Source organism: Lacicoccus kunmingensis DSM 17847 (genome assembly GCF_059568765.1).
The window spans coordinates 333,707-345,904 of record NZ_JCANUC010000001.1; the positions used below are offsets into that span (position 1 = coordinate 333,707).

14 protein-coding genes are annotated in these 12,198 nt (G+C 40.8%); 11 read left to right on the top strand and 3 right to left on the bottom strand.

What is annotated here, in order from left to right; genetic code table 11:
• Window positions 1-18 precede the first annotated feature (18 nt).
• From BO48_RS01710 to BO48_RS01755, 10 genes are all read left to right on the top strand, one after another.
• Window positions 19-2,211 (top strand): peptidoglycan D,D-transpeptidase FtsI family protein, encoded by a 2,193-nt coding sequence (locus tag BO48_RS01710; protein WP_496365700.1) that lies wholly within the window; start codon window positions 19-21, stop codon window positions 2,209-2,211.
• 145 nt (window positions 2,212-2,356) lie between these two features.
• Window positions 2,357-3,466: a PstS family phosphate ABC transporter substrate-binding protein gene (locus BO48_RS01715; RefSeq protein ID WP_496365701.1), complete on the top strand. Its 1,110-nt coding sequence runs from the start codon at window positions 2,357-2,359 to the stop codon at window positions 3,464-3,466.
• Window positions 3,467-3,533: 67 nt separating this feature from the next.
• Window positions 3,534-4,460 (top strand): phosphate ABC transporter permease subunit PstC, encoded by a 927-nt coding sequence (gene pstC, locus BO48_RS01720; protein WP_496365829.1) that lies wholly within the window; start codon window positions 3,534-3,536, stop codon window positions 4,458-4,460.
• Window positions 4,461-5,339, top strand: coding sequence for a phosphate ABC transporter permease PstA (pstA, locus tag BO48_RS01725; protein ID WP_496365702.1), 879 nt, complete (start codon window positions 4,461-4,463; stop codon window positions 5,337-5,339). It abuts the gene before it with no gap.
• 16 nt (window positions 5,340-5,355) lie between these two features.
• The gene (gene pstB, locus BO48_RS01730) at window positions 5,356-6,207 is read left to right on the top strand and encodes a phosphate ABC transporter ATP-binding protein PstB (RefSeq protein WP_496365703.1); all 852 of its coding nucleotides are present in this window, start codon (window positions 5,356-5,358) and stop codon (window positions 6,205-6,207) included.
• Between the two features lie 2 nt (window positions 6,208-6,209).
• Window positions 6,210-6,854 carry a phosphate signaling complex protein PhoU gene (gene phoU / locus BO48_RS01735; protein ID WP_496365704.1) on the top strand — a complete coding sequence of 215 codons (645 nt, stop codon included), beginning with the start codon at window positions 6,210-6,212 and terminating at the stop codon, window positions 6,852-6,854.
• A 95-nt stretch (window positions 6,855-6,949) separates the two neighbouring features.
• Complete coding sequence (locus tag BO48_RS01740; protein ID WP_496365705.1) at window positions 6,950-7,507, top strand: 5-formyltetrahydrofolate cyclo-ligase; 558 nt, start codon at window positions 6,950-6,952, stop codon at window positions 7,505-7,507.
• 3 nt (window positions 7,508-7,510) lie between these two features.
• Complete coding sequence (locus BO48_RS01745; RefSeq protein ID WP_496365706.1) at window positions 7,511-8,935, top strand: rhomboid family intramembrane serine protease; 1,425 nt, start codon at window positions 7,511-7,513, stop codon at window positions 8,933-8,935.
• The gene (locus tag BO48_RS01750) at window positions 8,922-9,122 is read left to right on the top strand and encodes a YqgQ family protein (protein WP_496365707.1); all 201 of its coding nucleotides are present in this window, start codon (window positions 8,922-8,924) and stop codon (window positions 9,120-9,122) included. The genes BO48_RS01745 and BO48_RS01750 overlap by 14 nt, the downstream gene beginning before the upstream one ends.
• The gene (locus BO48_RS01755) at window positions 9,119-10,072 is read left to right on the top strand and encodes an ROK family glucokinase (protein ID WP_496365708.1); all 954 of its coding nucleotides are present in this window, start codon (window positions 9,119-9,121) and stop codon (window positions 10,070-10,072) included. Before BO48_RS01750 ends, BO48_RS01755 begins: the two co-directional genes overlap by 4 nt.
• Before the next feature lie 27 nt (window positions 10,073-10,099).
• On the opposite strand, the gene BO48_RS01760 is transcribed toward BO48_RS01755, so the two are convergent.
• Entirely contained in the window at window positions 10,100-10,828 is a 729-nt protein-coding gene (locus BO48_RS01760) for an SDR family NAD(P)-dependent oxidoreductase (RefSeq protein WP_496365709.1), read from the bottom strand.
• Between the two features lie 66 nt (window positions 10,829-10,894).
• Window positions 10,895-11,134 (bottom strand): DUF2759 family protein, encoded by a 240-nt coding sequence (locus BO48_RS01765; protein WP_496365710.1) that lies wholly within the window; start codon window positions 11,132-11,134, stop codon window positions 10,895-10,897.
• Between the two features lie 92 nt (window positions 11,135-11,226).
• On the opposite strand from BO48_RS01765, the gene BO48_RS01770 reads away from it, so the two are divergent.
• Window positions 11,227-11,856 (top strand): MBL fold metallo-hydrolase, encoded by a 630-nt coding sequence (locus BO48_RS01770; protein ID WP_496365711.1) that lies wholly within the window; start codon window positions 11,227-11,229, stop codon window positions 11,854-11,856.
• A 48-nt stretch (window positions 11,857-11,904) separates the two neighbouring features.
• Here the strand turns inward: BO48_RS01770 and BO48_RS01775 are convergent, their stop codons facing one another.
• Window positions 11,905-12,144, bottom strand: coding sequence for a DUF2626 family protein (locus BO48_RS01775; RefSeq protein WP_052257041.1), 240 nt, complete (start codon window positions 12,142-12,144; stop codon window positions 11,905-11,907).
• Between the last annotated feature and the right edge of the window lie 54 nt (window positions 12,145-12,198).

Sequence of the window (12,198 nt, forward strand, 5' to 3'; positions counted from 1 at the left end):
GTTAAGGAATGAAGTCTATTGAAAAGAGCAAAAGTTAAGAGCCTTGAAGCAATTAACAGACAAACGTTAAAAAGCAGAATCAATCTTGTAATCGTAGTTATATTCATTTTGTGCCTGCTGCTTATTTTGAGGCTGGGTTATCTTCAGATCGTCCAGGGTGACGAATATCAGGAAGAAATTGAAAACGCACAATATGTAGAAATAAACCAAAGTGTGCCGCGTGGTGAAATTTACGACCGCAATGGTAATCTGCTCGTAGGTAATGAATCCAAACCGGCCATCTATTTTACAAGGCACCGAAATATGAATACTTCGCAGATTATGGATGTTGCTATTGAACTGAGCGAGTACATACAAATGGATGTCGATTCGATTTCATTAAGGGATAAGCAGGACTTCATCATCAACAACTATCCCGAGGAGATGAATTCTTTGATGAGCGATGAGTTCACTTTATTGGAAGATGGCAATATCAGCCGTTCAGATTTTAATGAAGAATTTTATAATAGAGCAGATGAAGAATTTGTAGAAAGTATATTAACAGACGAGGACTTGAATACTTTAGGTATCTATGTCGAAATGGCGAACGCACCGGAGTTGAACCCGGTCGTCATCAAAAATGAGGATGTATCAGAAGAAGAGTTTGCAAGTGTCAACTCGGCACTCGAAGAACTTGAAGGTATTTCCACAGGTATGGACTGGGACAGGCATTACCCTTATGACGGCACTTTAAAAACCATATTCGGTGAAATCTCTTCACCTGACGAGGGGCTGCCGAGAGAGCTCCTGGAAGACTATTTATCAAGAGGATATTCTAGAAATGACAGAGTCGGTAAAACTTACCTGGAATATCAGTATGAAGATGTTCTCCAGGGAGAGAAAGAGCAGGTTAAGTATTCCACGGATAAATCCGGACGGATTATCAGTCAGGAAACTGTAGAGAACGGCAAGCCTGGAGATGATCTTTATTTATCCATTGATATAGAACTGCAGATTGAACTGGAAGAACTTGCAGAGCATCATTTAACTTCACTCAGAGAGATGGCAGAAGAAATCAATGAAAGAAATGAAGTCAGCGGTGATATAGATTATACAATCATTCCGGAACATCTGGATACTGTGCTGCTGGCGGTACAGGACCCGGATAACGGGGACGTCCTTGCTATGGTAGGGAAACAAATCGATGATGATGGCGATATCGTGGATTATCATTACGGAACACTGACTTCCACATTTGTGCCGGGATCTTCTACCAAAGCGGCGACAATCATCACAGGTTATCAGGAGGATGTTCTTGAAGCCGGTGAAGTCATGCTGGACGAACCGCTTAATTTCAGCGGCGATAATAATCCAAGAACATCATTCTTCAACCGAAATTCACAAATTCCGATAGATGACCAGGAAGCGCTCATGGTATCGTCCAACGTCTACATGTACAAAACAGCGCTTCGTCTCGCGGGTATGGAATATGCAGACAATATGTCATTGCCGCACGATATTACTGAAGCGGGTCAAACGCTCAGGAATGGCATGAATCAATTCGGACTCGGTGTTTCCACTGGAATTGATCTGCCGAATGAAGCGACCGGGCTGTCACCTGACTTTGGACAGTATCCTGCAAGTAATTACTTATACTTGTCAATCGGGCAGTATGACACTTACTCTGCATTGCAATTAAGCCAATATGTGTCCACCATTGCCACAAGAGGGGAAAGAATGAAACTGAACCTGGCAAAAGAGGTCCGAGGCAGCAATACGAATGAAGAAGGTCCTGTGCTGAAATCATTTAATCCTACAGTGCTGAATACTGTGGACATTACGAGTGAGGAATGGGATCAGGTGCAAAACGGCTTTTATGATGTATTCAATACTCATGATCAGTCGACGGACAGATATGGTACAGGCTGGGATGCCTATCATGAACTGGAACCGAAAGCTGCCGGTAAAACCGGAACAGCGGAGACTTACAAAGACGGTACGGATGTATTTAACCAGACTTATCTGGGATACGCACCATACGATGACCCGGATATGGCATTTTCTGTAATATTCCCTAATATGCCATATACAATACCTTTCTTCCCCGCACAGTATTTCGGGGCGGATGTCATCAATAAATTTTACGAACTTGAATATGGCCATGATGAAGAGGCACCGTTCAATTACGATACAGATTGGTTCTATCCACAACTTGAATACGGCGAATACTAACCTTTTAGAAGAAATTCTAAAAGGTTTTTTTCATGCTTTTTGAACTTTACACAATCTTTACAATTAGTTAATTACACATTTACATTCAACCGTTATTGTATATATGTAACACCAGTTACTACATTGACATTGGAGGAATTATAGTATGAAGAAGAGCTTGTTTTTATCAGCTTTACTTATGAGCTTGATGTTCATTCTTGCTGCCTGCGGCGGTGGCGGGTCTGAGGAGTCTGCAGAAGAATCGGGAGATGATGCTTCTACAGAAGAGTCTACAGAGGAAGATGCTTCAGCTGAAGAAAAGTCAACAGAAGAAGGTTCTGAAGAAGAATCGACAGAAGAGGACACTTCAACTGAAGAAGAGGGTTCTGAAGATGAGAACGCATCAAGCGGCAGTGACCTTGCTGTAACAGGTGATGTTAACGAAGATGATGAACAGATTGTTGGTGAAGGTTCATCTACAGTGTTCCCGATTTTAAACGTATTGGTTGAAGACTTTAACGCAGATTATGGCATACCGGTTGAACTTGGCGGTAACGGAACAGGTTCCGGATTCAGTGCATTAATTGATGAATCAGCCCAATTTGCTAACGCATCACGCGGCATTGCTGAAGAAGAAGAACAGCAGCTTGAAGATGCAAATCTCGAGTACAGTGAGATTTTAATCGCAACTGACGGGTTGACTGTAGCTGTCAATCAGGAAAATGATTTCGTTGACTCATTGACTTTTGAAGAACTTAACACTATTTACAGTGGTGAAGCTTCAAGCTGGTCAGATGTACGTGAAGATTTCCCGGATGAGCCTATCACAGCATACGGCCCGGACCAGTCACACGGTACGCATGATTTCTTCAATGAAGAAGTCATGGACGAAGAAGGTGTAGAAGGTCAGCTGATTCAGGACACTAACCAGGTGGTTTCATCTGTAGTAGGTGATCCTAATTCAATCGGATTCTTCGGTTATGCTTTCTACCTTGAAAACCAGGATACGTTAAAAGCAGTTCCGGTTCAGGGACCAGATAATGAAGAAGCAGTGGAGCCGACAAGCGAAAACGTTATGTCTTTTGAATATCCACTCGCTCGTCCACTTTATTCTTATGTAAGTAACGAAGCTCTTGAAAATAATGAAACACTTCATACTTTCTTTGAGTATGTAATCGTAAACTCAGGAGAAGCTGCTGAAGCGGTTGGATATGTTCCACTTGAAGCGGATGCTCAGCAGGAACAATATGATAAATTGCCAAATACAGGCAACTAAAAATAATACAGTATAGTATCAATGGACGGGGGACCATGCCCGTCCTTTTTCACTGAAAGCGAGGCTAATCATGAGCAATTATAATATTCAGGAAATGATTGAAAAAAATAAATCAAATAAGGGCGCTGGTTTTGAAAAACTGATTCCTGTCTTACTATTAATCATCACTTCTATTTCTGTTTTAGCGACCATCGGCATCCTTTACACTTTGATTTCACAATCTCTGGAGTTTTTCAGCAGAGAATCATTTACAGGATTCTTTACTTCAGCTACGTGGCAGCCATATAGTTCAGAGCCAGAGTTTGGCATATGGGCACTTGTGATGGGTACATTGAAAGTTGTTGTCATCGCTACAGCGTTTGCTGTGCCTATCGGTTTGGGTGCTGCAATTTACTTAAGTGAATATGCATCAGAACGAGCACGAAAAATTATTAAACCGATACTTGAAGTATTAGCAGGTATTCCGACAGTTGTATACGGCTTTTTCGCTATTAACTTTGTAACGCCTTTACTGCAATCATTGTACAGCGGCATATCTTTATATAATGCGATTAGTGCGGGTATTGTGGTCGGCATTATGATCATCCCGATGATTGCAAGTTTAAGTGAAGATGCAATGAGTTCAGTGCCAAACTCAACTCGTGAAGGGTCACTGGGACTTGGTGCGACAAAATTGGAAACAACATTTAAAGTTGTCCTGCCGGCTGCAGTTTCCGGAATTATCGCCTCGGTGGTCCTGGCAGTTTCCAGAGCAATCGGCGAGACGATGATAGTTTCCATCGCTGCAGGAAGTACACCGAACGCGAGCATGGACATCACATCCTCACTGCAGACAATGACCGGTTTTATTGTTCAGATCACTTCAGGTGATGCAGCGTACGGATCATCTTTATACTTCAGTCTGTTTGCAGTGGGCATGACATTATTCATCTTTACATTTGCGATGAATATCATTTCCCAATGGGTATCTAAAAGATTTAGGGAGGAATATTAAATGCAGCTTATAGATAAAAATCTGATTGCCAAAAAACGCTCTGGACGGCTGACATTCAATAAGGCAATGAAATGGTTGTTCTTTTTATGTACAATGATTGGTTTAGTCGTACTGGTGACATTAATCGTTGATACTCTCAGTGATGCAATAGGATTTTTAAACTTGGATTTCTTATCAAATTTCAGTTCCTCCCGAGTTGAAGATGCAGGCTTTTACGGAGCAATCATCGGGTCAGTATGGCTGATGATTGTCACTGTACCTGTAGCAATTTTCGTATCAGTCGCAACCGCACTCTACTTGGAAGAATATGCACCTCAAAACAAAGTGACTGAATTTATAAAAATTAACATTTCAAACTTGGCAGGTGTGCCGTCGGTAGTATTTGGACTGTTAGGTCTGGCCATGTTCGTCCGGGCGATGGCCATGGGTAACTCAGTTCTCGCTGCAGGTTTGACACTTGCGCTGATGATTCTGCCGGTAATTGTCGTATCTTCCCAGGAGTCGATTCGTTCAGTGCCGTCAACAGTGCGTGAAGCATCGATAGGTATGGGCGCCACAAAATGGCAGACAGTGTCACGTATTATTTTACCGGCCGCAATCCCTGGTATCATCACAGGCATCATACTTGCGGTATCACGGGCGATAGGTGAAACAGCACCACTTGTTGTCATCGGTGTGCCGACAACTTTGCTAGTTACACCTGACAGTGTTCTGGATTCCTTCCAGGCGATGCCGATGCAGATTTATGCATGGATCAAAATGCCGCAGGAAGAGTTCCAATATCTGGCTGCTGCCGGAATCATAGTACTGCTTGTCATTTTGTTGTTAATGAACTCTATAGCAATATTCATCCGTAATAAATTCTCGATTCGATATTAATTTGGAGGTATAAATCATGACTAATATAAAAGAAAGAAATGTAATCACAAAACCTGTAGAGACTGCTACTTTGGAGGATACAACTCAAGGTGAAACTAAAAATGAAATCATCAGAGAACCTATATTTAAAACAAACAATTTTAATTTATGGTATGGAGATAATCATGCGCTGCAGGATATCAATCTGACTTTCAATAAAAATGAAATTTCAGCAATTATCGGACCATCAGGTTGTGGTAAATCAACATTTGTAAAAGCGCTGAACCGCATGGTCGAACTTGTACCAATCGTTAGAACCGAAGGTGAAATTCTTTACCGTGATCAAGATATATTCGAAAAAAAATTCACAGTAGAAGAATTGAGAACAAAGGTCGGTATGGTTTTTCAAAAACCAAACCCATTCCCTAAGTCAATTTATGACAATGTTGCTTACGGACCACGTGTTCATGGTATCCGTAAAAAGAAGATACTTGATGAAGTTGTTGAAAAGAGTTTGCGTGACGCAGCAATATGGGATGAAGTAAAAGACCGTCTGCATGAAAATGCACTTGGCTTATCCGGCGGTCAGCAGCAGCGTATATGTATTGCAAGAGCACTTGCTACAGAGCCTGATGTCATTTTAATGGACGAACCGACAAGTGCACTTGACCCGATTTCGACTACTAAAGTGGAAGATTTGATGCAGCAGTTGAAAAAGGACTACAGCATCGTTGTAGTAACGCACAATATGCAGCAGGCTGCAAGAGTATCGGATACAACTGCTTTCTTTTACCAAGGTTACGTCGTTGAACACGATGAAACAAAAGTCATCTTCGAAAATCCGCGTGATCAGAGAACCGAAGACTATGTATCCGGCAGGTTTGGATAAGTATGTCCTACAGGGAAAAGTTTACCGGTGAATTACAATCACTGGTCAATGAAGTCATTGATTTGGGGGAACTTTGCTACGACCGCCTGCAGGGCGTAACAAATTTGCTGAGCATGAATGACATTGAACCTGCAAGAGAGTTGGTCTCAGGAGATGTTGAAGCGAACAGAAAAGAGTATAATATAAATACACAGGCAGTGACTTTAATAACGACACAGGCGCCTGTCGCAACCGATACGAGAATTATCATCTCAAGTATTAAAATTGCTTACGACTTAGAAAGAATCAGTGATAACATCAGTAACTTAGCAGAGGTAAGAAAACGTGTTAAAATCACTAATGAAAAATTACTGCTCCGTTTGAGAACAATGGAACAGCTGGCATCACTGATGCTTAAAGATGTCTACACAGCCTATATCGATCAGGACACCTCCTTATGTAAAGAAGTATATGAGCGGGATGAAGATATTGACAGCCTGTTTGTACACGTAACGACCTCTGATATATTTGAAGACAGTGACTTGTTTGTATCAGGACAGAGTCAGTTATGTGCGAAGTATCTGGAGAGAATAGGGGACCATGTGAAGAACATTTCTGAGCACGTATACTTTGTAATAACTGGTGAAAAGATCGAGAAAATAGATTAGTTTCGAATAAAAGTATCCTTAGGGATACTTTTATTTTGTTATAAACTTATGTATATTGATACTTGAGGTATAAAAGAAGAAAGTAGGGACAGCAAATGTCTAAAAAAGAATCTCGTAAGAATATGATCAACACTTTATCTGAACTGGATGAAGATTACAAAAAGGAACAAGAAAATATACTTAAAGAAGAATTGTTAAACTATATCAAGGTGAACAACTTTACATCAGTCGGCATTGTGTTATCAATGCCGCATGAAATGGATACGGACGGCATTATATCCACATTGCTTGAAGACGGCATAAAGGTATACAACCCGGTCGTTGATTATAAAGCAAAAGTGATGAATTTTTATCCATTCACAAATATGGAAGATATTTTAAAGGATAAAAAGGGGATCAGAATACCGCCTACAACTGTAAAGACAAACGATTTTCAACTCGTGGTTGTACCGGGTCTTGTCTTTGATGAGCAAGGTTACCGCATCGGCTACGGCGGTGGATATTATGATAAATTCCTTGCAGATTTCGAAGGACAGAAAGTTTCGGTGATTTTTGATGAGCAGTTCGGCACTGTCGAACATGAATCTCATGACGTTCCTGTAGACTATATTATTACACCAACCAGAAAATTAGATGCTGAAGCAGGGCGTTGACTTATGTCTGATATATGGAAACCAGCTTATGAAGTGATACGGTTTACCGACTATTCTTTTTTTAACTATGATGATTATAATAAAATCATCTGGCTGAAGAATAAAAAGAAACAGTCGGTAATGCTCATTAACCCGGAGCCACTGTCAGAAGAAAGAAGAAAACTGCTGTCGGATAATATCTTTAACAGACACGATGAATTTTCAAGAATGGCCGGCTTCAATATTAAGAGTGTCAAAAGCTATTATAAAACAGCCGAGCCATTTAAAGAAAAGGATAAAAACGACAGATTGAAGATTTCCCATAAAGGATTGACCAGTTTTACAGGTTTGATCAGCCATCCTTTTTACAGAATGGAAATGAATCAAAAATCAAATAAAAGCAATAATTATTATGCTAAAAAGGTGATGGCCAATCACCCGCTCGAAACACATTTGACTAAGTACACTCCGATGACATATATGCTCATCGCGGTGAACCTGGTCATATTTCTGTTGAATTTATTCTATCTGTACATCCAGAGTTCATTACAGATTACCGATAATCTGGCAGTCAGCTATCATGCGGTTGCCAATGGTGATTATTACAGGTTGCTGACAAGCACTTTCCTGCACAGCGGCGTGGAGCACTTTCTGTTCAATATCACCGCATTATATGTACTTGGCAAGTTTGTAGAATCACTCTACAGTAAATGGCATCTGCTCGCAGCTTATATACTGACCGGGATGCTCAGCAGTCTATTTTCACTGATGTTTCTTCAGGATGCGGTTTCACTCGGAGCCAGCGGTGCGATTTACGGTCTACTCGGTATTATCATAGTCCATCTGATGCTGAATAAGAAACTCAACTATAAATTGCTTTTTCAGGTTGCCTTGATTTTTATTGTCATTGCTGTCTTATCTTCACTTTTCAGCAATGTAAATCATTATGCACATATCGGGGGTCTGATCTTTGGTCTGCTTCTCGGATTAATTTTCAATCCGAATAAATTACTGAAGAAATGGTATTTCGGCTCAATCGCCGCTTTTGTCATCGTAGCGGTCCTGCCTTTGTTCTTCATCCAGCCCCCTGAAGAAGGGGAGCCGCAGGCGATGGAGACAGAGGTGTTGAATGCGATTGAGGATGGCAATTATGAGAGTGCGCTGGATATGGTGAATCAGACCTTCGCAATGAATAAAGAGACGGGGCTTACTTATTATGCTCTTGGATCACTATATCAGCACGCAGGGGAACATGAAAAGGCTGATGAGTATTATGACCTGAGTTTCCAAATGGACCAGCAGAATGACGTTATTGTTAAACACAGGCTGATTGAATTACGTAAAAATCAGCAGTTTGATGATATGAGGGCTGTCGTCAATCAATATAACGGTGATGTGGACGATCCTGATCTTGAGCTCATCATTGAGGAGTTAGATGAAGTTGAATAAAGATCTGACATATATAAATGACATACTGCTGAGGTTTGGAAGCTATGTTTATGATAGAGATATGATCAATCGGCTGGAACTGATGAAGATGGAAATTCAGGAGCTTCACAGAAATGGATTGATCAGTAAAGAGGAATATTTGAACAGCATATTAATAATCAACAAAAGGATGGATGAGGAAAAATGATTTTAGCGGCGGATATAGGGGGGACTACCTGTAAACTGGGTTTATTTGATTCATCTTTGAAATTAATTGAAAAATGGCAGATATCGACGGATACCACTGATGAAGGCGCCAATATACTGAAAGATATTCATCTTTCATTTAAAGAAAAATTGTCAGTGCATAACTTATCCCTCGATGAGTGTACAGGTGCAGGTCTAGGTGTGCCGGGCCCGGTTGATTTTGAAGCGGGCATAGTGAATGGTGCCATCAATTTAAACTGGCATGGTCATAAAGATATAAAGAAAGACTTTGAAGCAATCAGCGGAGTGCCGACGATTGTCGATAATGATGCAAATTTGGCTACTTTAGGTGAACAGGCATTCGGCGCTGGGCAAAACAAAGAAGATGTCGTCATGTTCACACTTGGTACCGGTGTCGGCGGCGGTGTGATTGTAAACAGTCTGCTTGTCCACGGTACAGGTGGCTCAGCCGGTGAAATCGGCCACATTAAAGTGGCGGTTGAAGAAAATCTCAAATGCAATTGCGGGGGCACAGGTTGTCTTGAATCCGTCGCTTCGACGCTTGGATTGAAGAATCTTGCAAAGAAATATCAGAATGAATACCGGCAATCTGCACTGGACGGTATGATATCCTCTGATTCCCTGAATGCCAAAGCGGTTTTTGAAAATGCGGAAAAAGGGGACCCGCTCAGTTTATATCTGGTGGATAAAATGACTTCATATCTTGGGATTGGAATCAGCAATATCGCAGCGACACTCAACCCTTCCCATATTATTTTAGGCGGGGGTCTCAGTCAGGCCGGCGAATTCCTTCGTTCCAGAGTATTGAAGCAGTTCCGCAATCATACATTTCCGCCTGCTGTAGACAGTACTGACATCGTATTTGCATCTCTCGGAAATGATGCAGGCATTTACGGAGCGGCCAAAATAGTTTCTCAATATAAAAAGTAACAGCTGTCAGCTGTTACTTTTATTTTTTTATAAGAAGTCGCTGATACTGAAGCTTTCGCTGAAAGCAAAATTGTCAGAGGTTATTACTCTTTTTAAAACATATGCGACTGTTTTCTTATTATATAGTTTATTTGTTTCTTTGAACTTTTTAAAACGTTCCACATCGGGGAATTCATTCTCTTCAGATGATCTGATGTTGCTCTGCATATCCGTATCGATTACTCCCGGGCGGAACGTTGCACTGAAAATCGGATACTTCAAACGGTCCATTTCAAGCCTCAGAACATCACTGACCATGTTTACAGCAGCCTTGGAACTGCAGTAGGCGGCCCATCCTTCCGTCGGATTCAACGCTGCGCCGCTTGATACTGTAAGTATACGCTTGGCGCCCTGATGGTCTTTAAACTTGTTTACAAAGCCTTTCATAAATAATGCCGGGGCGAGAACGTTCACTTTATAGTTGTTAAGAAACTCTTCTGCTTTAATATTCGCAACTGAACTTACCGGATCAATTACGCCCGCGTTATTGATGAAAAATACATCGTCACCGGGTTCAACATCTACTGATTCAAAAATTTCCTGCACAGAACTTTCAAGTTTTTTCTCATCAAGAAAATCAATATAAAATTCTTTGTACAAGGGATAATCTGTTTCCACTTTACTGCGCGAAATGCTGATGATCCGGTCTTCCTGAAACATTTCCAGCAATGCATTTCCCAGGCCTCTGGAAGTCCCTGTAATAAATACATATCTCATAACATTCTCTCCTCTTAATAAATATAAAAAAGAGATTAGGAAATCCTAATCTCTATAGTTTACAATTTAAGCTCCGAGTTCCGGATAGCCGTATGTAAGTATTGTGGCCACCGTAAAGAAGCCAAATGTAAGAGTTGCACCAATACTCATGATTACAGCCAATAAATTTCTTGCTCTAAGTGCGCCTACGATGCCCCAGATTGAAAAGGCAGTAACAATAATCATTAATAATGCTAAAGCATTGATACCGATGCGAATCGTAACACCGCCAATTTCAAATAGTTCACCTGTATCTAAGAAAGGCATGTTATCTAAACCCCCCATATTTCTCTTTAAGCTCATTATTATTGTATAATTAATATTGGACCTTGTCTAGAAGAATTTTTAGGAGTGATTGAATGAATGTAAAAACTTTAACGTTGGGGATGCTTGGGACAAACTGTTATATAATATCCAACGGAGAAGAAGTGCTGATTATCGATCCTGCCGCAGAAGCAGAAGTAATCATCGGAGCTGTCGAAGAGATTAACCTGCCGGTAGCAGGTATCCTGCTGACACATGCTCATTATGATCATATAGGGGCACTTGATGAAGTACAGAGGAAATATGATACACAGGTCTATATGGCCAGTGAAGAGAAGGATTGGATCGGCGATCCAAATTTGAATATGTCAATTAAACGTGTATCCATGGGAATAAAACCGATTGAAAGTGATATTGAACCTGTCATTCTTCAGGAGGGTGATTATTCCGTCCACAGCTTTAACTTTGAAATCTTTCACACACCGGGGCACTCACCGGGCAGCTTAAGCTTTTATTTTAAGGAAGAACAGAAAATATTTTCCGGCGATGTGCTCTTTAACGGAGGCGTGGGCCGGACGGATTTGCTTGAAGGCAGCTTCGATGTGCTGATGAACTCGATTAAAAATAAACTGTTTAAACTGGATGACGGGACGACAGTTTATCCGGGTCACGGAAACGCGACTTCCATTGAGAATGAAAAGCAGACAAATCCTTATATATTTTAAATTCAAACAAAAGAAGTTCAAACCTTTCGGTTTGAACTTCTTTGTTTTTTAGCCGAATGCCGGCTCCATTATAAACGTTGTGTAGTATGTAAATCCAACGAAGAAGAATACTAAATATGCTGCAAAAACATACATATACATTCTCTCAGTCAATTTCATATATCCAAGTAAGACGAAGAATCCTGTTTGAGCAAGGAAGAATAATGTCATTTCCATCATGTCGCCCACATAGAACAGAATACTAAACATCGCTGTCCAGAAACCTAAAGTTTTAAATACCTTATCCATCGGACCAGTCCTTTCATCGAAGTAAATATTTATAAACATTTCATCACTACTAAT